The sequence below is a fragment of the Pseudomonas sp. GW821-FHT04C07 genome (genome assembly GCF_059420325.1).
On sequence record NZ_JBWKTM010000005.1, the window covers coordinates 347376 to 372755 of the forward strand.

Sequence of the window (25380 nt, forward strand, 5' to 3'; positions counted from 1 at the left end):
AAACATGAAAAGCGCCCCAAGCCTCACGGCTTGGGGCGTTTTTTTTTGTGCGCTTTTTATGAAAGGGTTTGGCATCGTGTGGGATGCCGGTAAACGCTCCTGTGCGGTGTGCCAGGCAGGCTCCACACGATTCGGCAGTGAATGCCTCGTCAACGATCTCAAACACGCTGTGAGTGCTTGTCCGGGCGCCGTAGCAGCTGCCGAGCTTGCGAGGCTGCGTTCGAGGACGAAGTCCTCGCAAAACCTGTGCGCGCGGTTTACCTGAAGAGCGTGTTGTCTGATTTACGACCGCTTCGCAGTCGAACGCAGCCTCGCAAGCTCGTCAGCTGCTACGAGAGTTAGCGCTCGAATCCTGTGGAACAGGCAAAAAAAATCCGGAGCCCTTATCGGGCTCCGGATTTTTTACTCATCAAGGAGCGCTCAGCGATCCTTACTCAGGCTTTCAGAGCAGCTTGAGCTTCGGCGCCTCTTCCTTGATCGGCTCGTTCTGCGCGGTTTGTTCGTTCCAGCCGCCACCGAGGGCCTTGTACAGATTGACCTCGCTGACCAGCTGCGAAAGACGGTCAGTGATCAATGCTTGCTGCGCGCTGTACAGCTGGCGCTGGGCATCGAGGAAGGTCAGGTTGCTGTCGATACCGATCCGGTAGCGACGCTCGGCCAAACGGTAGTAAGCCTGGTTGGCACTGACCAGATCACGCTGGGCCTGCAACTGTTGGTTGAAGGTCTGGCGTGCGGCCAGGCCATCGGAGACTTCCTGGAAGGCGGTCTGGATGGACTTTTCGTACTGTGCCACGGTGATGTCTTTCTGGATTTTCGAGTTATCCAGGCTCGCTTTCAGGCTGCCGGCATTGAAGATCGGCAGATTGATTTGCGGCTGGAACAACCAGGTCCCCGAACCACCTTTGAACAGACCGGACAGATCCGGGCTCAGCGTGCCGGCGTTGGCGGTCAGGCTGATGCTCGGGAAGAACGCTGCCCGTGCCGCGCCAATGTTGGCGTTGGCAGCCTTGAGCTTGTGTTCGGCTGCAAGGATGTCCGGGCGACGCTGCAGCAGGTCAGAAGGCAGACCGGCGGGTACTTCACTCAGCAGGTCGCCAGCCAGCGGCTGACCGCCTGGCAGGTTGGCCGGAACCCCGGTGCCCAGCAACAGCGCCAGGCTGTTTTCGTCCTGTGCTACCAGGCGGGTATAACGCGCCAATTGCACTCGTGCGTTCTCTACGGAGGTCCGCGACTGGCTCAGGTCGAGGGCCGAGGCCACACCGACTTCGTTGCTGCGCGCAGTAAGTCTGTAGCTCTCCTCGTATGTACCCAGGGTGGTCTCGGTCAGCTTCAGCAGTTCCTTGTCGGCTTGCCAGGTCAGGTAGGCGTTGGCCACGCTGGCCACCAGGCTGATCTGAGTACTGCGACGGGCCTCTTCACTGGAGAAATAGGTTTGCAAGGCTTGTTCGCTCAAGCTGCGAACGCGGCCAAACAAATCCAGCTCATAGGCGCTGACGCCCAGAGTCGCCGAATACTGGCTGGTGATGTGTTCTGCGCCGGTTTGCGACAGGCGCGCCGGAGTACGTTGACGGCTACCGCTGCCGGTCGCCGAGACGGCCGGGAACAAGTCGGCGCGCTGGATGCGGTATTGAGCCGCAAAGGCGTCGATGTTCAGGGCCGCAACGCGCAGATCGCGGTTGTTCACCAGTGCGGTCTGAATAAGCTGTTGCAGTGCCGGGTCATGGAAAAACTGCCGCCAGCCTTGTTCAGCGGCCGCCACGTTGGCGGCCTCCGTAGGGCTGTAGGCTGGACCTTGCGGCCATTGCGCCGCGACCGGTGCTTCTGGCTGCTGATAATCGGGTATCAGCGAGCAACCACCGAGCACGAACGCGGTAATTGCCAGGGAAAGTAGCGACTTGCTCATTGGCTAGCCTCGGTTTGAGTTTCAATGGTGTCCAGTTCGTCCACGTTTTCTCTGCGGCCTAAGGAGGACACTGTGACGAAGAACAACGGCACCCAGAAGATCGCCAGAACAGTGGCGGTGATCATGCCGCCAATTACCCCGGTACCGATTGCATGCTGGCTGCCCGAACCTGCGCCTGTGGAGATTGCCAGTGGTACCACGCCGAGCACGAATGCCAGCGAAGTCATGATGATCGGCCGCAGACGCATCCGGCAGGCTTCAATGGCCGCATCGGTCAGACTACGTCCCTGATGATGCAATTCCTTGGCAAACTCGACGATCAGAATGGCGTTTTTCGATGCCAGACCGATGGTCGTCAACAAGCCCACCTGGAAGTACACGTCGTTGGACAGGCCACGCAAGCTCGTGGCGAGCAGGGCACCGATAATCCCCAGCGGAACCACCAGCATGACCGCGATCGGAATCGACCAGCTTTCGTACAGCGCTGCCAGACAGAGGAAGACCATCAGCAGAGACAGCGCATACAGCGCCGGCGCTTGCGAGCCGGACAGACGCTCCTCGTAGGACAGGCCAGTCCAGGAAATACCGACACCGGCCGGCAGCTTCTTGGCCAGGGCTTCGACTTCGGCCATGGCTTCACCGGTACTGTAGCCGGGCGCCGGGGCACCGAGGATTTCCATGGCTTCGACGCCGTTGTAACGGGCCAGCTTCGGCGAGCCGTAGATCCATTCACCCTTGGCGAAGGCCGAGAACGGAACCATGGTGCCGGCGCTGTTGCGCACATACCATTTCTTCAGGTCTTCGGGGCTCATGCGGGCACCGGGCTGACCCTGGATGTAGACCTTCTTCACCCGACCGCGGTCGATGAAGTCGTTGACATAACTACTGCCCAGTCCGATCGACAGGGTGCTGTTGATGTCTGACAGCGTCACGCCCAAGGCGCTGGCGCGTTCATCGTCGATGGTCAGTTGGTACTGCGGTTCATCGTTCAGGCCGTTCGGGCGCACCTGCGACAGTACCTTGCTTTGCGCTGCCATACCCAGGAACTGGTTACGTGCAGCCATCAGCTTGTCGTGACCGATACCGGCGCGATCCTGCAAGAACACGTCGAAACCGGTGGCGTTACCCAGCTCCAGTACTGCCGGTGGCGCGAAGGCAAACACCATCGCGTCACGGAAGGTGAAGAAGTGCTGCTGAGCCCGGGCAGCCAGCTTGAACACGCTGTTTTCTGCAGAGCGTTCGCCCCATGGCTTGAGCATGATGAATGCCATACCCGAGCTCTGGCCACGGCCGGCGAAGTTGAAGCCGGTCACGGTAAACACCGAGTTGACGGCGTCGCCTTCACCGCCTTGCGCGCTTGGGCGCAGCAGGAATTCGCGCATCTCGTCGACCACCACCTGAGTTCGTCCGGAACTGGAGCCGGCCGGGGTCTGCACCTGAGCGAAAAGTACGCCCTGGTCTTCTTCCGGCAGGAACGCAGTAGGGATACGGGCGAACAACCAGACCATACCGATCACGATGATCACGTAAGCCAGCAGGTACGGAGCCTTGTTTCTGAGGATGTTGCCGACACCGCGCTCGTAGCTTTTCACGCTACGGTCGAAGTTGCGGTTGAACCAGCCGAAGAAACCGCGCTTAGGTGCGCCGTGCTCACCTTTTGGAATGGCCTTGAGCATGGTTGCGCACAGCGCCGGGGTGAAGATCAGGGCGACCATTACCGACAGCGCCATGGCTGAAACGATAGTGATCGAGAACTGTTTGTAGATCACCCCGGTCGAGCCACTGAAGAACGCCATGGGCAGCAGTACTGCCGATAGCACCAGCGCAATACCGACCAGTGCGCCCTGGATCTGCCCCATGGACTTCTTGGTGGCTTCCTTGGGCGACAGTCCTTCCTCGCTCATTACCCGCTCGACGTTTTCCACCACGACGATGGCATCGTCCACCAGCAAGCCGATGGCCAACACCATACCGAACATGGTCAGGGTGTTGATGCTGAAGCCAAAGGCCGCGAGGATCCCGAAGGTACCCAGCAACACAACCGGCACAGTCATCGTGGTGATAACGGTAGCGCGGAAGTTCTGCAGGAACAGGAACATCACCAGGAACACCAGCACGATCGCTTCGACCAGGGTTTCAACCACACCCTTGATCGACTCGGTCACCACTGGAGTGGTGTCGTACGGGAACACCACTTTCATCCCTTCAGGGAAGAAGGGTTCCAGGTCGCTGATGGTCTTGCGCAAGGCCTTTGCGGTATCGAGAGCGTTGGCACCGTTGGCCAGTTTGACCGCCAGACCGGAGGCCGGCCGGCCGTTGAACTGGGCGCTGATGCTGTAGTTCTCACCACCAAGGCCGACATCGGCCACGTCACCCAGACGCACTTGCGAGCCGTCTTTGTTGACCTTCAGCAAGATGGATTTGAACTGCTCGGCCGTTTGCAGGCGAGTCTTGCCGATAATGGTTGCGTTCAGTTGCTGGCCAGAAACGGCTGGCAAGCCACCGAGTTGCCCGGACGACACCTGGACGTTCTGCGCAGCGATGGCGGTCTTCACGTCCACCGGCGTCATGTTGAAGTTGTTCAGCTTGGCCGGGTCTAGCCAGATACGCATCGCGTACTGGGCACCGAACACCTGGAAGTCACCGACACCTGCGGTCCGGGAGATCGGGTCCTGCATGTTGGAGACGATGTAGTTGGACAAGTCGTCCTTGGACATGCTGCCGTCTTGCGAGACCACACCGATGACCAGCAGGAAGTTCTTCACTGCCTTGGTGACACGGATGCCCTGCTGTTGCACTTCTTGCGGCAGCAGCGGGGTGGCCAGGTTCAGTTTGTTCTGGACCTGAACCTGCGCGGTATCGGAGTTGGTGCCCTGCTCGAAGGTCGCGGTAATGGTCATGCTGCCGTCGGAGTTACTTTCCGATGACACATAACGCAGGTTGTCGATACCGTTGAGCTGCTGCTCAATGACCTGAACCACGGTGTCCTGCACGGTTTGTGCAGAAGCGCCTGGGTAGGCAACGGAGATGGCGATCGCCGGTGGCGCGATGCTCGGGTACTGGTTGATCGGCAATTTGAGGATCGATAGAGCCCCGACCAACATGATCACCAGAGCAATTACCCAGGCGAAAATCGGACGGTCGATAAAAAATTTCGACATGGTTTACTCCCCTTTGCCGCCTGCAGCTTTGTTTGTTGCCTGCGCAGTGGTCGGGTTTTTCGCCGCAACGTTGGTCGCTTCGCTGGCCTTGACCTCAACGCCAGGTTTGACGAATTGCAGGCCTTCGGTAATCAGCCGATCGCCCGCCTTCAAGCCATCCTCGATCAGCCATTGACTACCGACTGTCCGACTGGCCTTGAGCTGACGCAGCTCGACTTTGTTGTCCGGGCCAACCACCAGAGCGGTGGGGGTGCCTTTCAGGTCACGGGTCACGCCTTGTTGCGGAGCGAGAATCGCCGCGGCGTTCACGCCAGTCTGCAACTGCGCATGGACAAACATGCCCGGCAGCAGAGTGTGGTCGGGGTTCGGGAATACCGCGCGCAGGGTCACGGAACCGGTTGTTTCGTCGACCGAGACTTCGGAGAACTCCAGTTTGCCTTCCGGTTTGTATTGGCTGCCGTCCTCCAGGGTCAGCTTGACCATGGCCGCATTCTCGCCGGCCTTTTGCAGGCGACCGCTTTCCAGTTCGCGGCGCAGCTCAAGCAACTCGACCGACGACTGAGTGACGTCGACGTAGATCGGGTCGAGTTGCTGAATCACCGCCATGGCGGTGGCCTGGCCGCTGTTGACCAGTGCACCTTCGGTGACCGAAGAGCGACCGATACGGCCTGAGAGTGGCGCTAGCACTTTGGTGTAACGCAGGTTGATCTGTGCGTTTTGCAGACTTGCTTCCGATTGCAAACGATTGGCCACGGCAGTGTCGTATTCCTGACGGCTTACGGCTTGCTCGCTGACCAGTTGTTTGTAGCGATCGGAAATCGACTTGGTCGACTGCAGGTTCGCTTCGGCGCTTTTCTGGGTGGCTTCATAGACCGACGGATCGATTTGGTACAGCTGTTGGCCGGCTTTGACGTCGCCGCCTTCCTTGAACAGACGCTTGAGAATGATGCCGTTGACCTGAGGGCGGACTTCCGCCATGCGGTAGGCCGTGGTACGGCCAGGAAGTTCGGAGGTCAGGGTGAAGGCCTGGGGTTGAAGGGTCACTACGCCGACCTGAGGGACTTGTGGGGCAGGTGCCGCCTCTTCCTTTTTGCATCCGCCAAGCAGCGATGCCAGGGCGACGGCAGTGACCAGAGCGGTAACAACTGGCTTGAATTGCATGAAAATCCTCGGGTCAGGCGCGCGAAATGCGCACAAGAAAAGTGGAAAGGTAAAAAATGTGCGCTGGGTAGATAAGTAGCTTGCTAATTAATATACTTACGTTCATGGTTGTTTGTAAATACCGGGGCGCGTACCCGGGCTGTTACAAAGCACGAATTGTAGGTTGGGGAAGGCATAACAATCGCCGCCCGCTATTAAGCTCAGATTAAGGTCCGGTGCCGTCTGAGGCACCCTGATTGAGGTTGTACTGCCATGGTCCGTCGTACCAAAGAGGAAGCTCAGGAAACCCGTAGCCAGATACTCGAAGCGGCAGAGAAAGCCTTTTATGAGCGTGGTGTGGCGCGTACCACGCTGGCGGATATCGCGGCGCTGGCTGGCGTCACGCGCGGGGCCATTTATTGGCATTTCAGTAACAAGGCGGATCTGCTTCAGGCCATGCTCGACACTTTGCATGAGCCGCTGGATGAGATGGCCAAGGCCAGTGAAAATGAAGAGGAGCTCGACCCGTTGGGTTGCATGCGCAAGCTGCTGATTCATTTGTTTCATCAAGTTGCCCTAGACCCGAAGACCCGACGCATTAATGAGATTCTGTTTCATAAGTGCGAGTTCACCGATGAAATGTGCGATCTGCGTCAGCAGCGCCGCGTCGCCAGCCTGGATTGCAATGTGCGTATCGGCCTGGCGTTGCGTAATGCGGTGAATCGTGGGCAGCTTCCCGAGAATCTGGATACCGCCCGCGCAGCGATCAGCATGCATGCATTCATCAACGGCATCCTTTACAAGTGGCTTCTGGCTCCTGACGGTTTTGAACTGCACACAGAAGCCGAGCGTTGGGTCGATACCGGGTTGGACATGCTGCGCTGGAGTCCGAGCTTGCGCAATTAAGACAAAATGCGTAATTGAGACCAGTTGTGTCAACACTTAAGGCGAGCGAAGATCGATCCTGCGTTTGCCTTGTTTCGATGGGGTGCTTTTATATACGTGCTGGTTATATCTTGATAGATAGCGAGCTACGTATTTTGTAGGAAAATTGTGCGAGTGTGTGAATGAGTGTAAACACCCCGTTGTTCAACGGAGCTGAGCAGCCGATCAGAGGAATCGCACTGATTTGCCTGGCGGTTTTGCTGTTTGCAAGTCACGACACGCTGGCCAAGTACTTGTCGGTGTTTTACCCCATCGTCATGGTGGTGTGGGCACGTTATGTGGTGCACACGCTGTTGATGCTGGTGATCTTCGTGCCGCGCACTGGTTTTTCGGCAGTGGTGCGCACCAAACGCCCGGGTTTGCAGTTGCTTCGCGCCCTGTGCCTGATTGGCACCAGCCTGTTCTTCACCACAGGTTTGCGCTATATCCCGTTGGCGGAAGCCACTTCGGTCAACTTTCTCGCGCCTTTATTGGTTACCGCGTTGTCCGTCCCGTTGCTGGGTGAGCAGGTCACGCGCAGCCAATGGCTGGCGGTGCTGGCCGGTTTTGTCGGGGTGCTGATCGTGGTGCGGCCGGGCGGGGCACTGTTCACGCCGGCGATTTTCCTGCCGCTGTGCTCGGCGCTGTGTTTTGGCTTCTATCAACTGCTGACCCGCAAACTCAGCGGCATCGACAGCCCGACTACCAGCAACTTCCTTACCGGTATTCTCAACTCGTTGATCATGAGCGCGCTGCTGCCATTTTTCTGGAGCACGCCAACGCTGGTTCACGCTCTGTTCATGATCGGTCTGGGGACCTGCGGCATGCTTGGCCATATGTTGCTGACCCAGGCCTTTCGCCATGCCGCCCCGGCGATGCTCGCGCCGTTCAGCTACGGGCAGATTCTGTTTGCCGGAATGTACGGCTACCTGATCTTTGACCATACGCCGGACATCTTCGGCATCATCGGGATTGCAGTGATTTGCCTGAGCGGTCTTGCCGTGGCCTGGGGGCAGCGCAGGGGCTAAGCTGACGAGGCAGCCGAATCGGGGGAGGGGTGGTGGCTGATGGTCCTGGCTCCTCCCGACCAGAGCAAACAGGCCGCGTCCGCATGCCTGCGGGTCGTGGTGAATTCGAGGAAAAACCTGTGAACAAGATTTACTCGAGTGCAGAATCCGCCCTGCAAGGTCTCGTCGAAGACGGCATGACCCTTGCGGTAGGTGGCTTTGGGTTGTGCGGTATCCCTGAGGCCTTGATCGCCGCCTTGCGTGACACCGGCAAGAGCGGGCTGACGGTGATCAGCAACAATGCCGGGGTCGATGGTTTCGGATTGGGTCAACTGCTGACCACCCGGCAGATCCGCAAGATGATTTCCTCATACGTCGGCGAGAACAAAGAGTTCGAGCGGCAGTACCTGGCCGGCGAGCTGGAACTGGAGTTCACCCCGCAAGGGACTCTGGCGGAAAAGCTCCGCGCTGGTGGTGCGGGTATACCGGCGTTTTTCACCAAGACCGGTTACGGCACTCTGGTGGCCGAAGGCAAGGAAACCCGTGAGTTCGATGGCGAGTGGTACGTGATGGAGCGTTCGCTGCGTGCCGACCTGGCGTTGGTCAAAGCCTGGAAGGCCGACAAGTCGGGCAATCTGCTGTTCAACAAGACCGCCCGCAATTTCAACCCGCTGGCCGCCATGGCGGCGAAAGTCTGTGTTGTCGAAGTGGAAGAGATTGTTGAGACAGGCGAACTGGATGCCGACCAGATCCACTTGCCGGGGATCTACGTGCAGCGTCTGGTGCTCAACGCCACCCCTGAAAAACGCATCGAACAACGCACTATGCGGAGCGCCTGATCATGGCCTGGACTCGTGAAGAAATGGCGCAGCGCGCCGCTCAAGAATTGCAGGACGGTTTCTACGTGAACCTCGGTATCGGTTTGCCGACACTGGTGGCCAACTATATTCCCGAAGGCATGGACGTCTGGCTGCAGAGCGAAAACGGTTTGCTCGGTATCGGTCCGTTTCCGCTTGAAGATGAAGTCGATCCTGACCTGATCAATGCCGGCAAGCAGACCATCACCACCTTGCCTGGCAGCAGTTTTTTCAACAGTGCCGACTCCTTCGCGATGATCCGTGGCGGCCACATCAATCTGTCGATTCTCGGTGCCATGCAGGTGTCGGAACACGGCGATCTGGCCAACTGGATGATCCCTGGCAAAATGGTCAAAGGCATGGGCGGCGCCATGGACCTGGTGGCTGGGGTCAAGCGCGTGGTGATATTGATGGAACATACCGCCAAGGGCGGTAGCCACAAACTGCTCAAACGCTGCGACTTGCCGCTGACCGGCGTCGGTGTGGTGGACCGGATCATTACTGATCTGGCGGTGCTGGATGTGACCGGGCAGGGCCTGAAACTGGTGGAGCTGGCGGCGGGTGTGAGCCTGGAAGAACTGCAAGCGGCGACCGGGTGCCCGATCAGCGCTTGATCGACGGCTCTTTGCAGGAGCCTGGCTTGCCAGCGATGAACGGTAACGCGGTAGGTCAGGCAGACCGCATCGCTCCCTTCGCGGGCAAGCCTCGCTCCTACAGGGGGGGCGAGTACATTCCAGGCAAATTGCTTTGCCAACAAAAAGCCCCGGCTCTTTCGAGTCGGGGCTTTTTGCGTTTGGGGGGCTGCTCTCCCCTTTCCCGGAATGTGCCTGCAAAAAGACCGGTAGCGGCTGAAATGATCGTTCCCACGCTCCGCGTGGGAATGCAGCCCGGGACGCTCCGCGTCCCAACTGCGGACGCAGAGCGTCCATTGAGGCGTTCCCACGCAGAGCGTGGGAACGATCAAAGTCGGGGCTTTTTGGTTTAAGGCGCTTTGTTTACAGCACTGGGTAGTCGATGTAGCCGACCGGGCCTTTGCCGTAGAAGGTTTCAGGATGCGCCTGGTTCAGTTCGGCATCGGCTTTCAGGCGCGCTGGCAGGTCCGGGTTGGCGATGAACGGTACGCCGAAGGCGATCGCATCGGCCTTGCCGCTGGCCAGCCAGGCATTGGCGCTGTCTTTGGTGAAACGTTCGTTGGCGATGTATGGGCCGCCGAACGCTTCTTTGAGCTGCGGGCCGAGGCTGTCGACGCCTTCTTTCTCGCGCGAGCAGATGAAGGCGATGCCACGTTTGCCCAGTTCCCGAGCGACGTAGCTGAAGGTCTCTGACGGGTTTTCGTCGCCCATGTCGTGGGAGTCGGCCCGTGGCGCCAGGTGCATGCCGACGCGGCCAGCGCCCCATACTTCGATTACTGCGTCAGTCACTTCGAGCATCAGCCGTGCACGGTTTTCCAGCGAGCCACCGTAGTTGTCGGTGCGCTGGTTGGTGCTGCTTTGCAGGAATTGATCGAGCAGATAACCGTTGGCACCGTGGATTTCCACACCGTCGAAACCGGCGGCTTTGGCGTTCTCGGCGCCCACGCGGTAGGCGTCGACGATGTCGGCGATTTCAGCGGTTTCCAGTGCGCGTGGCGTCGGGTAGTCGGACAGCGGACGAACCAGGCTGACATGGCCTTTGGGCTGAATGGCGCTCGGGGCGACCGGTGTTTCGCCATTCAGGTAAGAGGGGTGGGAAACTCGCCCGACGTGCCACAGCTGCAGGAAAATCCGCCCGCCAGCGCCGTGAATGGCCTTGGTCACGTTGCTCCAGCCGCGCACTTGATCGTTGGACCAGATGCCCGGGGTGTCAGGGTAGCCGACGCCCATTGGCGTGACCGAAGTGGCCTCGCTGAGGATCAAGCCGGCGGAGGCGCGCTGAACATAGTATTCAGCCATCAGCGCGTTCGGCACACGGCCTTCATCGGCGCGGCAGCGAGTCAGCGGTGCCATGATGATGCGGTTCGGCAGTTCGAGGTCGCCGAGTTTGATTGGATCGAAAATAGTTGCCATGGATACAACCCTCTTAATGATCAGTTGGTAGCTGGGGCCAGCTCGGCATTGCCGCTCTGACGAAAAGTAATCAGGGTCACCAGCAGTGCGAGGACCGCCAGTGCAGCAGCGGCCAAGGGCACGCTGGTCAGGCCGAAACCGTGGGCAATGACGCTGCCGCCGACCCAGGCGCCGAGGGCGTTGCCGATGTTGAAGGCGCCAATATTGAGGGTCGACACCAGGTTCGGTGCGGCCTTGCCGAAGGTCACTACGTTCACTTGCAGGGCCGGAACGGCGGCGAACGAGGCGCAGGCCCAGAAGAACAGGGTGATTTCGGTCGGGATCAGCGCGACGCTGGTCCAGCTCAACACGCTCGAGACCACCGCCATCGAGATGAAGACCCCGATCAGCGTGGTCGCCAGGCGTTTGTCCGCCAGCTTGCCGCCGATGATGTTACCCACGGTCAACCCGAGACCAATCAACAGCAGGGTCCAGGTCACGCCCTTGGGCGAAACACCGGTGACGTCACCCAACAGCGGTGCAACGTAGGTGAAGAGGGTGAACATCGACGCCGCAAACAGCGCGGTCATGCTCAGCGACAACCAGATCCCGGCACCTTTCAGGGCGGCCAGCTCCGAGCGCATATCGAGTTTTTCTTCATCGCGTCTGGCTGGCAGGAAACGGATCAGGCCGATCAGCGCGATCACACCGATAACCGTCACTGCCCAGAAGGTCGAACGCCAGCCGGCTTCCTGACCCAGAGCAGTGCCCAGCGGTACGCCCAACACATTGGCCAGGGTCAGGCCGGTGAACATCAAGGCCACGGCCGAGGCGCGTTTGTTGGCGGGTACCAGGCCGGCAGCCACCACCGAACCGATGCCGAAGAAGGCGCCGTGACACAGGGCCGTCACGACCCGGGCGAACATCAGCACGTTGTAGTCACTGGCCAGGGCACAGAGCAGGTTGCCGACGATGAAGATGCCCATCAACGCTACCAGTGCGGCCTTGCGTGGCAGTTTGGCGGTGGCCAGCGCCATGAACGGCGCACCGATGGCCACGCCCAGGGCGTAGCCGGTCACCAGCCAGCCGGCGCCGGGAATCGACACCCCGAGGTCGGCCGCCACATCGGGCAGCAAGCCCATGATGACGAACTCGGTGGTGCCGATGGCGAAGGCACTCAGGGCCAGGATGAGTAGCGAGAGGGGCATGTTTAATCCTTTTAAAAGTGCCGGGTCAGAGCTCTTTGCTGATGGTGCGCAGGAATTCCTGAATCACATCCTCGTTGCGTTTGAAGAAGTGCCACTGACCGGCTTTCTGGCTGGTGATCAGCCCCGCACGCTGCAAGGTCGCCAAGTGAGCGGACACGGTCGACTGCGACAGGCCGCAGCGTTGATCGATTTGTCCGGCACAGATGCCGTACTCGTGATGGTGGATTTGATCGGGGAACTGAGCTTTCGGGTCTTTCAGCCAGTTGAGAATGTCTCGCCGTACTGGGTGCGCCAGGGCTTTTATTATTTCGTCGAGGTCGATGGTCATGGCAGTGCTCGGGGTGGGTAAAACGTTATATCGCGATGGAGCGAACTTTAAATCGTTATTTCGCGATATACAAATATGACTTTGGTCTGAGATCAGCGTAAATCGATATATCGGGTTATAACGATATCAGCGCCTGGTGCTAAGCTGCGCTCTATGAACTATCTCGCACACCTACACCTTGGCGGTCAGCGCCCGGGTCAACTGCTCGGCAGCCTGTATGGCGATTTCGTCAAAGGCCGGCTGCAAGGGCAGTTCGATCCGGAGATCGAGGCGGCCATTGCGCTGCATCGGCATATCGATATGTTCACCGATCGCCACCCGCTGGTCGGCCAGTCGCTATCGCGGTTTTCGCTGACACGGCGGCGTTACGCTGGAATCGTGCTGGACGTGTTCTTCGACCATTGCCTGGCGCGGGACTGGCAGCTGTATACCGACCGTCCGCTGGACAGTTTCACTGCAGACGTTTATCGGGTGCTGGCCGCTGAACCCCGGTTGCCAGGGCGCCTGGCGGAAATTGCGCCGCACATGGCGGCCCATGACTGGCTGGGTTCGTATCGTGATTTTGCGGTACTGGAGCAAGTGCTCCGGGGTATCTCGCGGCGCTTGTCGCGCCCCGAGGAACTGGCTGGCGCCATGCAGGAACTGGAAAAGTTGTATGAGCCGTTGAGTGAGGATTTTCGGGTGTTCTATCCAGAGTTGCAGGCGTTCTCACAAGAACAATTGCGAATACATTCTTGAGCGCAGCGATGATCTAGTGTGGGAAGGGTCGGGCGACGTTCGTTTGCTCGCGATGCGGACACCTCGGTTGGGCTGATACACCGTGGCGATCCCATCGCGAGCAAGCTCGGCTCCTACAGACGCGGGGGTCAGGCAGCGATCAGGTCACCGGTACGGCGCGGTTCTGCAGGTTGAGCGACCTCATCAAACAATGCTTTTTGCACCGCTTGCTGCGCCTGAAAGGCCAATGCAGCACGTTCCTGACCGTGACAGGCAATCGGTTTGAGCAGGTGGATTTCCACCTCGCCCTGATCATTGGCAAACAAGCGCATCAGGTGTGACAGCAGGTCATCGTCGCCAATGAAGGGTGCCAATGGATCGATCTGTCCATCACGTAAATACCGAATGGCCACCGGTTGCAAGGCCACGTCGGCGTCGATGGCGGCAGACAGCAAGCGGCCATGGAAGGTGCGCAGCGAACGGCCGTCTGTGGTGGTGCCTTCCGGGAATATCAGCAGCGGATGTTCTTGCTCCAGATGACGGCTCATCTGTTTGCGGATCAACTGGCTGTCGCCCGAGCCGCGACGGATAAACAGACTGCCAGCCTTCGCCGCCAACCAGCCGGCGACCGGCCAGGTACGCACTTCAGCCTTGGACAGAAAGGACAGCGGAGTCAGCATGCCGAGCAACGGAATGTCGGTCCATGACACATGGTTGCTGACCCATAGCATTGGTTGCTGCGGCAGTTCCCCCTGAACGGTCACACGGAAGGGCAGGGCATTACTCAGCCGCGCCATGAAAAACCGTGACCAGCGCTGACGCCGGACCATGGAGTTGGCGATGCCCATGCGCTCGAAAAAGCCGAACAGGCTGGCCATGCTCAAACCTAGCGCGACCACCAGCAACACCCGCGCAATCCGTGCGTACACCCGCAACCGGCTCATCAGACTGCCGCCTTGAAGTGCCGTGCGTAACGCGGGCACAACTCGTCACGCTTGAGCAGGATGAATACGTCAGCGACCTGGAAGTCTTCGTCCCAGCAGGGTTCGCCGCAGATTTTCGCCCCAAGGCGCATGTAAGCCTTGAGCAGTGGCGGCATTTCGGCGATTACGTTGGACGGGATGTCGAGGGGCGGCAGCGGTTTCTTCGGTTCGGCGCGCAAGTGTTCGGTGCTCAGGTAGCGTTCGCGCAGCCGTTGCATGATCGCCTGGGCCTGAATCCCGCCGTCCTGCATAGGGATGCTGGCGCAACCCATCAGGTAGCTGTAACCGCCCTGGTTGAGCACTTCAGCCAGTTCGCCCCAGAGCACGGCGATGGTACCGCCGTTGCGATACGCCGGATCAACGCAGGTGCGGCCGATTTCCAGGATCGGGCCTTTGAGGTGCACCAGGCCGTGCAGGCTGAATTCTTCTTCGCTGTAGAAGCGCCCCAGGCTGCTGGCGGCCTGATGGTCGAGCAAGCGAGTGGTGGCAACCAGACGGCCGGTGTTCAGGTCACGTACACCGATGTGGGCGCAGTGAACATCATAGTCATCCATGTCCAGACCGAACTCGGCTCCTTTTAACCTGGCGTTGAATTCGCCGCTGAAAACGTTGAAGCGCAAGGCCTGGGCTTCCTGCAATGCCTCGGTACCGATCAGGCGTTCGGCTTGCAGGCGGCGTTCATTGCCGGTGTCGCTGATGCGGGCGATCTGAGTCATTGCGAATCTCCTTACGGGCTACTGACCCATCTTGGGTTGCAGCCGATCGACTTTGTTGTGCAAAGTCAGGCTATGTAGCCCCGGTGTCATCGCCATGAAGCTTTGGTGATGCTTGTATGACAGCCCTTTGAGGAACCTCTTATGCCTTGGCAAGCCCTGTTGAGCCGCTGCACACGGTTGCCCGCCGGTCCGGATCTGGCTGAAGGCTATGCGGCTTTGTTACACAAGTTGGGCAACGTGACGCCGTTCGAGCTGGCGGTGCGCGGTGGTCGATTGATGGCAACGCCGGGGCTGGCGTTTCTGGTGGGCTACCAGGCAGCGTTGCGCATGCTTTGGCCCAGTGCGCCGCCGAGCCTGGGTGCCTTGTGCGCGACCGAGCAGCGCAGCCTGCGACCGTCAGACATGCAGACCCGTCTCGATGGCCTGCGACTGAGCGGGCGTAAGGATTTCGTCACGGCCGGCGATGCCGCGGACTGGCTGTTGATTGCCGCGCGCTGCGAAGGGCCGGATGAACCACCGCGTTTGAGTCTGGCGGTGGTTTACCCCGGAGAGCCCGGTGTACGTCTGGAAAAATTACCGGCCATCGCGTTGATGCCGGACATCAGCCACGGCCGTCTGTTTCTCGACTATGCCCAGTGCGAATTGCTCGCCGGGGACGGTTGGGACGCCTACGTCAAACCGTTCCGTACCCTGGAAGACATCTATGTGCTCAGTGCCATGAGCGCCTGGTTGTATGGCGTCGGTCACGACAGCGACTGGCCGCAGAGCCTGCAATTGCGGCTGTTGGCGCTGCTGGCCGGGTGTGCCGAAGTCAGTCGGCACAGCCCGGGTTCAAATGCCGGGCATATCTTGCTGGGTGGTTTGTTCGCACAGTTTGATTCGCTCAAGCCTGAGCTGAACGAAGCGTTCAACGATGGCCCGCCGGAGTGGGCTGAGCTGTGGAACCGTGATCGGGCGCTGCTGGACCTGGCCACTGTGGCGCGGGCCAAACGGCTGGCCAAGGCGTTGGCGGGTTGAAACGGAGGACTTGAGAACGCGCGCTTTTCGTAGCAGCAGGCTTCGCCAGCTGCTACGGTTTTTTTTTGCAGCCAAGGGTCCTCGGTATTCACCTTCAAAACTGTCATCTATCTCGACTATGCTCAGCAGGTTCATCCCCTGAGTGCCTGCCATGCCCAAAGGTTTGACGCTGCTCCTCGCGCTGCTGCTGTTTGTGAACCATCAGGCTATTGCCGAAAACTGGCCTGCCGAACAATGGTCCCAAGGCCCTCAGGTCACCGGTCTGGCGCTTAAAACCCTGGAGGATTACGCCTTTGAGACCCGCGACGACACTACCCATAAAGGCATCCGCACCGATGCCTTGCTGGTAATCCGCGACGGTCAGCTGATTTACGAACGCTATGCCGGGCCGACCACCGTCGATACGCCGCATCTCACGTGGTCCATCAGCAAAAGCCTGATGGCCACCGTGTTGGGCGTGGCTTATGGCGAGGGACGTTTTGCGTTGCAGGACCCTGCGGCGAAATTCTATCCGCCGCTGCAAAAGCATCCGGCGATTTCCATGGCCGACCTGTTGCACTGGGCGTCTGGCCTGGATTGGCAGGAAGACTATGAATACGCCCCGTTGAAGTCATCGGTGCTGGCCATGCTGTACACCCTGGGTCGCGGCGATATGGCAGCGTTCACTGCCGAACGTGCTGAGCTCAGCGCGGCTGGGCAGGTGTTTCGCTACTCCAGTGGTGACAGCAATCTGTTGTCCGCCACACTGAAAAACCTGCTCGGCGCAAAGTATCCGGACTATCCGTGGACCGGGTTGTTCGAACCCTTGGGCATTCGCAACGCTATTTGGGAAACCGACGCCAGCGGTACTTTTGTCGCCTCATCCTATTGCTACCTCACCGCGCGTGATCTGGCACGAGTCGGTCTGTTGATGCAGCGCGACGGTCGTTGGCGCGATCGGCAGTTGTTGCCCAAGGAGTGGGTCGAGTTCAATCGCCAGCCTTTTGCGTACTATCAAGCGAAGCAGGACGACGTTGTGCCCGGAGGCCAGTGGTGGCTCAATCGTGCGGTGGAGGGTGCAGGCAAACCCTGGCCGGATGCTCCGGCCGATACCTTTGCCGCACTGGGCCATTGGGGGCAGGCGCTGTATGTTATCCCCAGCGAGAACCTGGTGATCGTGCGTTATGCTGATGATCGCGATGGCAGTTACCAGCACAACGAGTTGATCAAACGTGCGTTGGCCGCTTTTACCCCACAGGTGCTGCCATGAGCCGCCGCGGGTTTGTCCGGCGCAGACCGTTCAGCAGTGTGCTGATTTTGCTGGTTCTGGCGTCGCTCGGCTGGGGCTGGCAGGAACGGGAGGCATTGCAGGCGTTCCCCGACATCCTTGGCGCTTACACCGCCAAGGAGTACTGCTCCTGTCGCTATGTGATGAACAATCCGACCCAGTATTGCACTGCCTATGTGAAGCAATATTTGCCCATCAGCGGTTTTTTTGATGATGCGGCGAGCAAGCGTGTGACGGCCAGCGGCATGGGCCGAACCCACACCGCTGGCTGGATAGGCACGCGCCAGGGTTGCCGGTTGCTGCCACAGGCTGATCGGTTGCCGGGCTCATGAAAGTTTGCAAGTTCGGCGAGTATGGTTAAGGTTCAACTCAGGTTTATTTGCCCATGAGTTGTTATGCCCAACGCTTCGTTACTCAAACTGTGCACTTTGCTGCTGACGGCCTGCGCGGCCCTGCCTGCTCACGCCGACTGGTATCTGGATGGCGAGTCTTCACGACTGTCCTTTGTCACCACCAGGAACGCCCATATCTCTGAAGTTCAGCGCTTTCTGGCGCTGCACGGCAAGGTTGATGACACGGGCATGACGCAAGTACAGGTCGAGCTGGAGTCGGTCAATAGCGCGAATGCGCTACGCGATGAGCGCATGCGCAAGGATCTGTTCGAGATCAAGACATTCCCGCAGGCGCTGATCACCGCGCAAATCAATCTGCTGCCGATCAAAGACCTCGCCCCCGGTGCGCAGCTCGAACTACGGTTACCGCTGACCGTAAAGCTTCACGGCAAGGAGCAGAGCTACAACGCCGAACTGCTGGCCACAAGGCTTGATGACCGGCGTTTTCAGGTGGTCACCCTTGAGCCGCTGGTGCTCAATGCCGAAGACTTCGATTTGGCACCGGGCCTGATTACATTGCGCAAAGCTGCCGATTTGTCGGCGATCAGTCTCTCGGTGCCGGTGGGTGCGGTGCTGATTTTCGCGGCGCGCTGACATGAGCGGCGCGGTATTCCCCTGGCGCGAAGGCAATCGCTTCGAACTGCTGATCGACGGGCCGGGTTTCTTCCCGCGCATGTTGGTGGCGATTGCGCGGGCCGAGCGCCAGGTGGAGCTTGAGTTGTACCTGGTGGAGGCCGGAGCCTGCGCCGAAGCCATGGTCCAGTCGCTGGTACAGGCGGCCGAACGCGGCGTTCGCGTGCGCTGCCTGTTCGATGACTACGGGAGCCTGGCCTTCACCTTGAGTTTGCGCAGCCGATTGATGGAGGCCGGTGTCGAGCTGTGTTTCTACAATCGGTTGAGCTGGCGACATTGGGTGCGCAATTTTTACCGCGATCACCGCAAGCTGCTGTTGGTCGATCAAAGCCTGGCAGTGGTGGGTGGCACGGGTGTCACCGATGAGTTCTGGACCCCGGGCGAGGACACCAGCGAATGGCATGAGGTGATGGTGGAAATCGTCGGCCCGTTGGTGCTCGACTGGCAGATGCTGTTCGACCGCCAATGGGTCGCCAACCGTCACCGCCGGGCCTGGAAACCGGCCTCGAACTTCGGTCTGCAACGGCTGCCCCGTGTACCGGCGATCGCTCCGGGCATGGGGCGGGTGGCTTATGCCGACGCCCGTCAGCATCGGGACATCCTGCAATCGCTGGTACGCGCCTTGAACAGCGGGCAGCGCCGCATCTGGCTGGCGACGCCGTACTTCCTGCCGACCTGGAAAGTTCGCCGCTCGTTGCGCAGAGCCGCAGCGCGCGGTATCGATGTGCGCCTGCTGCTCACCGGGCCGCGTACCGATCACCCCTCAGTGCGTTACGCCGGGCATCGCTACTACCCACGTCTGCTCAGGGCTGGCGTGAAGATCTTCGAGTATCAGCCGTGCTTCCTGCATCTGAAAATGGTCTTGATCGACGACTGGGTGAGCATCGGTTCGTGCAACTTCGATCACTGGACTTTGCGTTTCAATCTGGAAGCCAATCTGGAGGCGCTCGATCTTGAGCTGACGCGTGCGGTGGCGGCGAGTTTTGAGGCGGACTTTGCCCAGAGCCAGGCTGTCAGCCTTGAGGCGTGGAGAAACCGGCCGTTGTGGCGACGGGTCAAACAAAGAGTTTGGGGTTGGGTGGATCGCTTGGTCGTGAATCTGCTGGATCGACGGGGGTGACCACATGATCGTTCCCACGCTCCGCGTGGGAATGCCTCACCGGACGCTCTGCGTCCGCTCTTGAATGTGACGCGCAGCGTCACGGGCTGCATTCCCACGCAGAGCGTGGGAACGATCCAAGGCCTGTCGCGGTTTTACAGCAACTCGAAACTCTGTTCTTTTACGTCCTGGGAATCCAGGCCGATCTGCACGTTGAATTTGCCTGGCTCGGCCGCGAATTTCAGCTGGGTGTTGTAGAACTTCAAGTCGTTCTCTTCGATGCTGAAGTGCACGACTTTCTCTTCGCCAGCCTTGAGCATCACTTTCTGGAAGTTCTTCAGCTCCTTGACCGGACGGATCATCGAGCCGGTGACATCCTGGATATACAGCTGCACCACGGTTTCGCCATCGCGCTTGCCGGTGTTTTTAACTTTCACACTGGCGTCGAGCTTGCCGGTCTTGTTCAAGGTAGTGGCCGACAGCGCCATATCGGACAGGCTGAAGTCGGTGTAGCTCAAACCATAACCGAACGGGTACAGGGGGCCGGTGGTGTCGTCGAAGTACTGTGAGGTGTAGTTGCCTGGCTTGCCCGGAGTGAACGGACGGCCGATGCTCAGGTGGTTGTAGTAAGTCGGGATCTGCCCCACCGAACGCGGGAAGCTGATCGGCAACTTGCCGGACGGGTTGTAGTCGCCGAACAGCACGTCGGCAATCGCATTGCCGCCCTCGGTGCCGGCGAACCAGGTTTCGAGGATCGCATCGGCCTGTTCCTTCTCGTCGAGAATGGTCAGCGGGCGGCCGTTCATCAACACCAGCACCAGCGGTTTGCCGGTGGCTTTGAGGGCCTTGATCAGCTCGCGCTGGCTGGCCGGGATGTTCAGGTCGGTGCGGCTCGAAGACTCGTGGGACATGCCGCGGGACTCGCCGACCGCAGCCACAACCACATCGGCCTGTTGCGCGGCTTTGACCGCTTCATCGATCATTACCGCTGCCGAGCGCGGATCGTCCACCACTTCCGGGGCATCGAAGTTGAGGAAGTTCAGGTAACCGACGACCTTCTGGTCAGACGTGATGTTGGCGCCACGGGCGTAGATCAGCGTCGACTGATTGCCAAGCGCGCGGGTCATGCCGTCGAACAGGGTCACTGACTGGGCCGGCACGCCAGCGGCGGCCCAACTGCCCATCATGTCGATCGGCGCTTTGGCGAGCGGGCCGACCAGTGCGATTTTGGCGGTCTTTTTCAGCGGCAGGGTTTCACCCTGATTTTTCAGCAGCACCAGGCTGCGGCGGGCCACGTCGCGGGCTTCGCTGCGGTGCAGGCGGCTTTCGGCATTGGTGTCGGCCGGATCGTCTTCGGCCTTGCCGATGCGCAGGTACGGGTCTTTGAACAGGCCCATGTCGTACTTGGCGGCCAACACTTCACGCACCGCGTTATCAATATCGCTCTGGGCAATCTCTCCGGACTTCAGCAGCCCCGGCAGTTCCTGGCCATACAACGTGTCGTTCATGCTCATGTCGATGCCGGCCTTGATCGCCAGCTTCGCGGCTTGGCGACCGTCGCGCGCGACGCCATGTTTGATCAGCTCGAAAATCGCCCCGTGGTCGCTGACCGCCAGGCCCTTGAAGCCCCATTCTTTGCGCAACAGGTCCTGCATCAGCCACATATTGGCGGTGGCGGGGACACCGTTGATCGAGTTCAGGGCGACCATCACTCCGCCGGCACCGGCATCGATGGCCGCACGGTAGGGTGGCAGGTAGTCCTGGTACATCTTGACCGGGCTCATGTCCACGGTGTTGTAGTCGCGACCGCCCTCGACCGCGCCGTACAAGGCAAAGTGTTTGACGCTGGCCATGATGCTGTCCGCTGCACTCGGGCTAGCGCCCTGGAAGGCCTTGACCATGACTTTGGCAATGCGCGACACCAGGTAGGTGTCTTCACCGAAACCTTCTGAGGTGCGGCCCCAGCGTGGGTCGCGGGAGATGTCGACCATCGGCGCGAAGGTAATGTCGAGACTGTCGGCACTGGCTTCTTTGGCGGCGATGCGCCCGCTCAGGCCAATCGCGTCCATGTCCCAGCTCGAGGCCAGGGCCAGGCTGATCGGGAAGATCGTCCGGTGACCGTGGATCACGTCATAGGCGAAGAACATCGGGATCTTCAGCCGGCTGCGCATCGCCGCGTCCTGCATCGGACGGTTTTCCGGACGGGTAATCGAGTTGAACGTGCCACCGATGCGCCCGGCAGCGATTTCCTTGCGGATCATCTCGCGGGGCATTTCCGGGCCGATGCTGATCAGGCGCAACTGGCCGATCTTTTCATCGAGGGTCATTTGCTTCATCAGGTTGGCGATGAAGGCGTCCTTGTTCTCAATGGGGGCGGGATTTGTGTCGGCCAATACAGAGTGACTGGCCAGACTGATAACAAGGCCCAGCAAACACAACTTCTTCATGAATATTATTCTCGCTGGCTTATAAGCAGTCGCAGTTGAAACGCGCTGGATAGCCAAAATTTAGGGAGCGACTATTGTTGTTCGGATAAATGCAGCACACTTCTGAACGCTTTTTCGCGCAGGGCATCTTTTAGCTGATTGGCTCGATGCAATCCAGTGGCGGCAGTAGATTATGCCCCAAGAGCTCGATGTAAAGGGTCGCTAGTTCCATTCCATAGGGTTGTGCAAGGGCGTGTCACCTCGATCCAGGTCGATGCCAGCATTCTGGACGACCCGGAAAAATTCAAGCAGTTCAAGCAGGCTCAGGACCAGTTGAGCGGCGCCCTCAGCCGTTTGATGGCGGTTTCCGAGCGCTATCCGGACCTCAAAGGCCAACCAGAACTTTCTGGCCCTGCAATCGCAGCTTGAAGGCACCGAAAACCGCTTCAGCGTGGCGCGACTTCATCCTCGCGGTACTAAAAATAATGAATGAGTATTCGAAGACATGGCGTTACTGAGTGAATACGAACAGCGCAAGGTCGCCGAAGCGATTGCGCGGGTCGAGCAATACACCGATGCCGAACTGGTCACCGTTCTCGCTGCCCGGGCCGACGACTATGCCTATATTCCGCTGCTCTGGGCCAGCCTGCTGGCGCTGATCGTGCCGGGCGTCGTGCACTACCTGTCCGGCTGGATGAACATGCATACGTTGCTGCTGGTGCAGTGGGTCAGCTTTATCATCCTCTGCCTGCTGTTCCGGATCCCCAGGATCACCACCCACTTGATCCCGCGCTCGGTACGCCATTGGCGCGCCTCGAACCTGGCGCGTCGGCAGTTCCTCGAACAGAACCTGCATCACACCGTCGGCAGCACCGGCATGCTGATTTTTGTTTGCGAGGCGGAGCGTTATGTCGAAATCCTGGTGGACGAGGGCATTTCCAAACGCCTGGACAACAAATGCTGGGATGCCATCGTCGCCGTCTTTACCCAGCAAGTGGAACAGGGCCAGACCTTGCAGGGGTTCATCACCTGTATCGAAGCCTGCGGTGAACTGCTCAAGGTGCATGTGCCGGTGACCCATGTGCGCAATGAATTGCCAAATAGGTTGGTGATTCTCAGGTAGGCCTCTGCCCCCGGATTTGTCCCTTGCGGCGCTACAACCTCGGTGCGTTGCCGGGGGGCAGGCGTGTATCCAATATCTCTCTCTATTGATGAACGCTCTGCACACAGGCGTTCGGCTATAGAGGGAATTTGCATCATGTCATACCGTCAAGCGGATGATCCCGTCGTCTGCCGTGGTCTGCCTTATGGGGCCGATAAAAACACTCCTGTCAGGCTGACGCCTAAAGAAACGCAAGTTCTGCAATGGAGTTCTCAAGGGAAAACCTCTTGGGAAATCGCACGGATTCAGAGTTGCTCAGAAGCCACGATCAACTTTCATTTCTCCAATATTCGCCGCAAGTTCGCGGTCAGCTCGCGCAGCGCGGCAGTGCTCAAGGCCATCGAACTGGGGATTATCTCCATGGGTAGCATCGAACGAGAGGCCCATGAGCATGACTGATTCGACCTACAGCAGCATCAGCGGACTGCTACTTGGGTTGGGCGTTGCAGCGACACTGCCGCCGATCGATGGCGAAGCACTGTTCGGAGCGGCCCTTGGGGCCTGGTTAGTCACCACCACCCGGAAAAACCTCAAGGCTTGGCAGCGTATAGGTTCATTGTTGTTGTCCGCTGGCGTCGGTTACCTGTTCACCCCGGTGACGTTGCCACTCGCCCCTTTCCTGACCAGTGGTGTCGCTGCATTCCTGTGCGCATTGATGGTCATACCGATCAGCATCAAAGCGATGCAGTGGGTTGACGGCGCCAATCTCGGAGAGATTATCCGGCGTCTTAAAGGGGGGAAGTGAGCCCAATGCCAGTCAGTTAAGGAATTTCAGGTTCAGCGCTGTCCCCCGTAGCAGCTGCCGAAGCCTGCGTCCGGCGGCGAAGCCGTCGCAAATCCTGCTTCCACGATTTGTCTGGAATACCGCAGTGACTGTTTTACGACTGCTGCGCAGCCGGACGCAGGCTTCGCCAGCTGCTACGGTTCGCGTAATGTCTTAACTGACTGGCATTAGGGAAGTGAGCCTCTATGACTTTTGCGAGTCGAGCGAGTATTGGAGAGTCGACAGGGTAGAAGTGATTTCTGCAAGTTTGAGTTCCAGATCCCGCAGACGCCTTTTCTCTTCCAGTGCACTCTGTATGGCGGACTGATCGTCTTCGTTCAACTGCCGCCACAACGCGAGAATTGTATTTTCCCGCGTGGTGTCTTCTTGAGAAACGTCAGTGGCGTTGGTTTCCACGTGCCGCTGTATCGGCCCTTCGCCAAGCAACAGCCAGTCAAGGGAAATGCCGCGAGTTTGTGCGATGTCTATGCATATTGCGTATGGCGTGCTGTCACGTCCTTTCCAGCTGCTGAGGGTTTGAGGGCTGATTTTCAACGCTGAAGATAAAGCTGCATCGGTGCTCGTGCCGGTGACCAGTTTTAATCGAGTGAGAACAGCTTGTGATTTTTTGCTACGCAATTTGAGCCTCTTCCTTTTGACTTATTCGTTTTGAGTGCCTAATTTATGCGTAATGAGTATGTTTTTGTATGTGTAATCAACCATCAACTATGAATCAGACGAACTTAATGTTGAAACTTCCTAATAGTATCAGGGAAATTTCCCGCAGCCGTTACGCATACCAACTACGCGCCTGCCAGTTTCACTTCCTTTTGTCTGGCGAACGTTATCCGCAGGGCCGGGCTGGATCGGCCAATGCTTTAAATAGTATTGCGTTTGATCCAGTTGATTGCCACCAACTAACGAACGAGAGTCACGTATGAGTACCTACAAAATGGTTTGCCCACACTGTTTGAATCGGATGCGCATTCGAACCAGCGAAGGCAGACATATTTTCCTGCGTGTGGCGTACCTGCAATGTACGTCGGAGGCATGCGGCTGGTCAGTTCGGGCGGAGTTCGAGATGACCCATGAGCTTTCCCCGAGCGGAATGCCCAACCCGGCCGTCAGGTTGCCGTGCGCAGGGCCCGATCTGCGTCGGGCAGCAAGGCCCGTGGAGGTGAGCAGGCCGCTGGCGGAAAAAGAAATGGAGTCGTCAGCATGAGCGGCATTGGCGAGAGCCTGGAGCTGAATGCGGAGCTGTTGGCCACGGCCCAGGCATTTTTGACCCGTCATGAACGCGATGACCTCACCGACGATCAAGTGCTGTTCTGCCGTGCGGTGAAACACTTGCAAGGATTGAACGTGCCGATGCATCTTGCGGAAAAACTGGTTAGCCATGCCTATGGAGCGCTGAAATCCATCAATGACCGCCGACGCCTGGATATCGCCGCCAGCTCGGAAACCGTGGCCGTGGTCACTGACCCGGCCAGCGGCCTCACCTGGGCGGTGCCGGTGGGACTGATCGTCAAGCACATCATCAATTCCCCGGCCAGTCGTCGGCTGCGACTGGTTGATCCCTAGTGGCCTGTGTGGCTAGTTCTGTTAGTCAACTTCGGCGCCAGCAGCCCATATCCTGCGTTGCTGTTCCTCGCC

The 25380-nt window shown here is 59.1% G+C and carries 26 protein-coding genes and 1 pseudogene; 17 read left to right on the forward strand and 10 right to left on the reverse strand.

The window, feature by feature from the left end:
• Nucleotides 1-265: hypothetical protein (locus AC07UI_RS12395; protein WP_494992741.1), on the forward strand; the 265-nt coding region annotated here is incomplete at its 5' end.
• A 177-nt stretch (nucleotides 266-442) separates the two neighbouring features.
• Here AC07UI_RS12395 and AC07UI_RS12400 read toward each other — a convergent pair.
• From AC07UI_RS12400 to emhA, 3 genes are read right to left on the reverse strand one after another with little or no spacing between them, the layout of a single operon-like run.
• Nucleotides 443-1903, reverse strand: coding sequence for an AdeC/AdeK/OprM family multidrug efflux complex outer membrane factor (locus AC07UI_RS12400; protein WP_494992742.1), 1461 nt, complete (start codon nucleotides 1901-1903; stop codon nucleotides 443-445).
• Nucleotides 1900-5064, reverse strand: a complete 3165-nt coding sequence (gene emhB, locus AC07UI_RS12405) for an efflux RND transporter permease subunit EmhB (protein ID WP_494992743.1) — start codon at nucleotides 5062-5064, stop codon at nucleotides 1900-1902. Before emhB ends, AC07UI_RS12400 begins: the two co-directional genes overlap by 4 nt.
• A gap of 3 nt (nucleotides 5065-5067) precedes the next feature.
• Nucleotides 5068-6225, reverse strand: coding sequence for an efflux RND transporter periplasmic adaptor subunit EmhA (gene emhA / locus AC07UI_RS12410; protein ID WP_494992744.1), 1158 nt, complete (start codon nucleotides 6223-6225; stop codon nucleotides 5068-5070).
• Nucleotides 6226-6477: 252 nt separating this feature from the next.
• On the opposite strand from emhA, the gene emhR reads away from it, so the two are divergent.
• The 4 genes from emhR (at nucleotide 6478) to AC07UI_RS12430 (ending at nucleotide 9606) form a co-directional block, all read left to right on the forward strand.
• Nucleotides 6478-7110, forward strand: coding sequence for an efflux system transcriptional repressor EmhR (emhR, locus tag AC07UI_RS12415; protein WP_494992745.1), 633 nt, complete (start codon nucleotides 6478-6480; stop codon nucleotides 7108-7110).
• A 161-nt stretch (nucleotides 7111-7271) separates the two neighbouring features.
• Nucleotides 7272-8156: a DMT family transporter gene (locus AC07UI_RS12420; RefSeq protein WP_494992746.1), complete on the forward strand. Its 885-nt coding sequence runs from the start codon at nucleotides 7272-7274 to the stop codon at nucleotides 8154-8156.
• 119 nt (nucleotides 8157-8275) lie between these two features.
• Nucleotides 8276-8974, forward strand: a complete 699-nt coding sequence (locus AC07UI_RS12425) for a CoA transferase subunit A (RefSeq protein ID WP_494992747.1) — start codon at nucleotides 8276-8278, stop codon at nucleotides 8972-8974.
• Nucleotides 8975-8976: 2 nt separating this feature from the next.
• Nucleotides 8977-9606, forward strand: coding sequence for a CoA transferase subunit B (locus AC07UI_RS12430; RefSeq protein ID WP_494992748.1), 630 nt, complete (start codon nucleotides 8977-8979; stop codon nucleotides 9604-9606).
• A 381-nt stretch (nucleotides 9607-9987) separates the two neighbouring features.
• On the opposite strand, the gene AC07UI_RS12435 is transcribed toward AC07UI_RS12430, so the two are convergent.
• From AC07UI_RS12435 to AC07UI_RS12445, 3 genes are read right to left on the reverse strand one after another with little or no spacing between them, the layout of a single operon-like run.
• Nucleotides 9988-11037 (reverse strand): alkene reductase, encoded by a 1050-nt coding sequence (locus tag AC07UI_RS12435; RefSeq protein WP_494992749.1) that lies wholly within the window; start codon nucleotides 11035-11037, stop codon nucleotides 9988-9990.
• Between the two features lie 20 nt (nucleotides 11038-11057).
• Complete coding sequence (locus tag AC07UI_RS12440; protein ID WP_494992750.1) at nucleotides 11058-12224, reverse strand: MFS transporter; 1167 nt, start codon at nucleotides 12222-12224, stop codon at nucleotides 11058-11060.
• Nucleotides 12225-12249: 25 nt separating this feature from the next.
• Complete coding sequence (locus AC07UI_RS12445; protein WP_494992751.1) at nucleotides 12250-12552, reverse strand: ArsR/SmtB family transcription factor; 303 nt, start codon at nucleotides 12550-12552, stop codon at nucleotides 12250-12252.
• Nucleotides 12553-12705: 153 nt separating this feature from the next.
• Here AC07UI_RS12445 and AC07UI_RS12450 point away from each other — a divergent pair, with 153 nt between their 5' ends.
• A complete protein-coding gene (locus AC07UI_RS12450; RefSeq protein ID WP_494992752.1) occupies nucleotides 12706-13290 on the forward strand; it encodes an acyl carrier protein phosphodiesterase in 585 nt (194 codons plus the stop codon).
• A 128-nt stretch (nucleotides 13291-13418) separates the two neighbouring features.
• On the opposite strand, the gene AC07UI_RS12455 is transcribed toward AC07UI_RS12450, so the two are convergent.
• Both AC07UI_RS12455 and olsB read right to left on the reverse strand, forming a co-directional pair.
• Entirely contained in the window at nucleotides 13419-14213 is a 795-nt protein-coding gene (locus AC07UI_RS12455; protein ID WP_494992753.1) for a lysophospholipid acyltransferase family protein, read from the reverse strand.
• The gene (gene olsB, locus AC07UI_RS12460; RefSeq protein ID WP_494992754.1) at nucleotides 14213-14968 is read right to left on the reverse strand and encodes an L-ornithine N(alpha)-acyltransferase; all 756 of its coding nucleotides are present in this window, start codon (nucleotides 14966-14968) and stop codon (nucleotides 14213-14215) included. Before olsB ends, AC07UI_RS12455 begins: the two co-directional genes overlap by 1 nt.
• Nucleotides 14969-15109: 141 nt before the next feature.
• Between olsB and AC07UI_RS12465 the strand changes: the two genes are divergently transcribed.
• From AC07UI_RS12465 to AC07UI_RS12485, 5 genes are all read left to right on the forward strand, one after another.
• Entirely contained in the window at nucleotides 15110-15985 is an 876-nt protein-coding gene (locus tag AC07UI_RS12465; protein WP_494992755.1) for an acyl-CoA dehydrogenase middle domain-containing protein, read from the forward strand.
• A 151-nt stretch (nucleotides 15986-16136) separates the two neighbouring features.
• Nucleotides 16137-17234 (forward strand): serine hydrolase domain-containing protein, encoded by a 1098-nt coding sequence (locus tag AC07UI_RS12470; protein ID WP_494992756.1) that lies wholly within the window; start codon nucleotides 16137-16139, stop codon nucleotides 17232-17234.
• The gene (locus AC07UI_RS12475; protein ID WP_494992757.1) at nucleotides 17231-17584 is read left to right on the forward strand and encodes an amidase; all 354 of its coding nucleotides are present in this window, start codon (nucleotides 17231-17233) and stop codon (nucleotides 17582-17584) included. Before AC07UI_RS12470 ends, AC07UI_RS12475 begins: the two co-directional genes overlap by 4 nt.
• 63 nt (nucleotides 17585-17647) lie before the next feature.
• On the forward strand, nucleotides 17648-18238 hold the full coding sequence (locus tag AC07UI_RS12480; RefSeq protein ID WP_494992758.1) for a YceI family protein: 591 nt from the start codon (nucleotides 17648-17650) through the stop codon (nucleotides 18236-18238).
• A 1-nt stretch (nucleotide 18239) separates the two neighbouring features.
• Nucleotides 18240-19397, forward strand: coding sequence for a phospholipase D-like domain-containing protein (locus tag AC07UI_RS12485; RefSeq protein ID WP_494992759.1), 1158 nt, complete (start codon nucleotides 18240-18242; stop codon nucleotides 19395-19397).
• 134 nt (nucleotides 19398-19531) lie between these two features.
• Here AC07UI_RS12485 and bglX read toward each other — a convergent pair whose 3' ends face one another.
• Nucleotides 19532-21823, reverse strand: coding sequence for a beta-glucosidase BglX (gene bglX, locus AC07UI_RS12490; protein ID WP_494992760.1), 2292 nt, complete (start codon nucleotides 21821-21823; stop codon nucleotides 19532-19534).
• A 225-nt stretch (nucleotides 21824-22048) separates the two neighbouring features.
• Here bglX and AC07UI_RS12495 point away from each other — a divergent pair.
• The 4 genes and pseudogenes from AC07UI_RS12495 to AC07UI_RS12510 all read left to right on the forward strand — a co-directional run.
• Nucleotides 22049-22262: pseudogene (locus AC07UI_RS12495) on the forward strand (LemA family protein); the annotation flags it as partial.
• A 45-nt stretch (nucleotides 22263-22307) separates the two neighbouring features.
• Nucleotides 22308-22925, forward strand: a complete 618-nt coding sequence (locus AC07UI_RS12500; protein ID WP_494992761.1) for a TPM domain-containing protein — start codon at nucleotides 22308-22310, stop codon at nucleotides 22923-22925.
• Between the two features lie 135 nt (nucleotides 22926-23060).
• Complete coding sequence (locus tag AC07UI_RS12505) at nucleotides 23061-23363, forward strand: response regulator transcription factor (RefSeq protein ID WP_494992762.1); 303 nt, start codon at nucleotides 23061-23063, stop codon at nucleotides 23361-23363.
• Nucleotides 23350-23709: a putative holin gene (locus tag AC07UI_RS12510; RefSeq protein ID WP_494992763.1), complete on the forward strand. Its 360-nt coding sequence runs from the start codon at nucleotides 23350-23352 to the stop codon at nucleotides 23707-23709. Before AC07UI_RS12505 ends, AC07UI_RS12510 begins: the two co-directional genes overlap by 14 nt.
• Nucleotides 23710-23931: 222 nt before the next feature.
• Here AC07UI_RS12510 and AC07UI_RS12515 read toward each other — a convergent pair whose 3' ends face one another.
• Complete coding sequence (locus AC07UI_RS12515; RefSeq protein ID WP_494992764.1) at nucleotides 23932-24366, reverse strand: helix-turn-helix domain-containing protein; 435 nt, start codon at nucleotides 24364-24366, stop codon at nucleotides 23932-23934.
• Between the two features lie 298 nt (nucleotides 24367-24664).
• On the opposite strand from AC07UI_RS12515, the gene AC07UI_RS12520 reads away from it, so the two are divergent.
• Both AC07UI_RS12520 and AC07UI_RS12525 read left to right on the forward strand, forming a co-directional pair.
• Nucleotides 24665-24949, forward strand: a complete 285-nt coding sequence (locus tag AC07UI_RS12520) for an Ogr/Delta-like zinc finger protein (protein WP_494992765.1) — start codon at nucleotides 24665-24667, stop codon at nucleotides 24947-24949.
• On the forward strand, nucleotides 24946-25308 hold the full coding sequence (locus tag AC07UI_RS12525; protein WP_494992766.1) for a hypothetical protein: 363 nt from the start codon (nucleotides 24946-24948) through the stop codon (nucleotides 25306-25308). The genes AC07UI_RS12520 and AC07UI_RS12525 overlap by 4 nt, the downstream gene beginning before the upstream one ends.
• The last annotated feature ends 72 nt before the right edge of the window (nucleotides 25309-25380 follow it).

What these genes read in the sequence shown, in the direction of transcription:
- AC07UI_RS12430 (WP_494992748.1), top strand. Translation starts at nt 8,977, where the DNA reads ATGGCCTGGACTCGTGAAGAAATGGCGCAGCGCGCCGCTCAAGAATTG.
- AC07UI_RS12505 (WP_494992762.1), top strand. Translation starts at nt 23,061, where the DNA reads ATGTCATACCGTCAAGCGGATGATCCCGTCGTCTGCCGTGGTCTGCCT.
- bglX (WP_494992760.1), bottom strand. Translation starts at nt 21,823, where the DNA reads ATGAAGAAGTTGTGTTTGCTGGGCCTTGTTATCAGTCTGGCCAGTCAC.
- AC07UI_RS12435 (WP_494992749.1), bottom strand. Translation starts at nt 11,037, where the DNA reads ATGGCAACTATTTTCGATCCAATCAAACTCGGCGACCTCGAACTGCCG.
- AC07UI_RS12420 (WP_494992746.1), top strand. Translation starts at nt 7,272, where the DNA reads ATGAGTGTAAACACCCCGTTGTTCAACGGAGCTGAGCAGCCGATCAGA.
- AC07UI_RS12450 (WP_494992752.1), top strand. Translation starts at nt 12,706, where the DNA reads ATGAACTATCTCGCACACCTACACCTTGGCGGTCAGCGCCCGGGTCAA.
- AC07UI_RS12455 (WP_494992753.1), bottom strand. Translation starts at nt 14,213, where the DNA reads ATGAGCCGGTTGCGGGTGTACGCACGGATTGCGCGGGTGTTGCTGGTG.
- AC07UI_RS12465 (WP_494992755.1), top strand. Translation starts at nt 15,110, where the DNA reads ATGCCTTGGCAAGCCCTGTTGAGCCGCTGCACACGGTTGCCCGCCGGT.
- AC07UI_RS12440 (WP_494992750.1), bottom strand. Translation starts at nt 12,224, where the DNA reads ATGCCCCTCTCGCTACTCATCCTGGCCCTGAGTGCCTTCGCCATCGGC.
- AC07UI_RS12475 (WP_494992757.1), top strand. Translation starts at nt 17,231, where the DNA reads ATGAGCCGCCGCGGGTTTGTCCGGCGCAGACCGTTCAGCAGTGTGCTG.
- emhB (WP_494992743.1), bottom strand. Translation starts at nt 5,064, where the DNA reads ATGTCGAAATTTTTTATCGACCGTCCGATTTTCGCCTGGGTAATTGCT.
- AC07UI_RS12445 (WP_494992751.1), bottom strand. Translation starts at nt 12,552, where the DNA reads ATGACCATCGACCTCGACGAAATAATAAAAGCCCTGGCGCACCCAGTA.
- emhA (WP_494992744.1), bottom strand. Translation starts at nt 6,225, where the DNA reads ATGCAATTCAAGCCAGTTGTTACCGCTCTGGTCACTGCCGTCGCCCTG.
- AC07UI_RS12500 (WP_494992761.1), top strand. Translation starts at nt 22,308, where the DNA reads ATGGCGTTACTGAGTGAATACGAACAGCGCAAGGTCGCCGAAGCGATT.
- AC07UI_RS12510 (WP_494992763.1), top strand. Translation starts at nt 23,350, where the DNA reads ATGAGCATGACTGATTCGACCTACAGCAGCATCAGCGGACTGCTACTT.
- AC07UI_RS12400 (WP_494992742.1), bottom strand. Translation starts at nt 1,903, where the DNA reads ATGAGCAAGTCGCTACTTTCCCTGGCAATTACCGCGTTCGTGCTCGGT.
- AC07UI_RS12485 (WP_494992759.1), top strand. Translation starts at nt 18,240, where the DNA reads ATGAGCGGCGCGGTATTCCCCTGGCGCGAAGGCAATCGCTTCGAACTG.
- AC07UI_RS12470 (WP_494992756.1), top strand. Translation starts at nt 16,137, where the DNA reads ATGCCCAAAGGTTTGACGCTGCTCCTCGCGCTGCTGCTGTTTGTGAAC.
- emhR (WP_494992745.1), top strand. Translation starts at nt 6,478, where the DNA reads ATGGTCCGTCGTACCAAAGAGGAAGCTCAGGAAACCCGTAGCCAGATA.
- AC07UI_RS12525 (WP_494992766.1), top strand. Translation starts at nt 24,946, where the DNA reads ATGAGCGGCATTGGCGAGAGCCTGGAGCTGAATGCGGAGCTGTTGGCC.
- AC07UI_RS12520 (WP_494992765.1), top strand. Translation starts at nt 24,665, where the DNA reads ATGAGTACCTACAAAATGGTTTGCCCACACTGTTTGAATCGGATGCGC.
- AC07UI_RS12480 (WP_494992758.1), top strand. Translation starts at nt 17,648, where the DNA reads ATGCCCAACGCTTCGTTACTCAAACTGTGCACTTTGCTGCTGACGGCC.
- olsB (WP_494992754.1), bottom strand. Translation starts at nt 14,968, where the DNA reads ATGACTCAGATCGCCCGCATCAGCGACACCGGCAATGAACGCCGCCTG.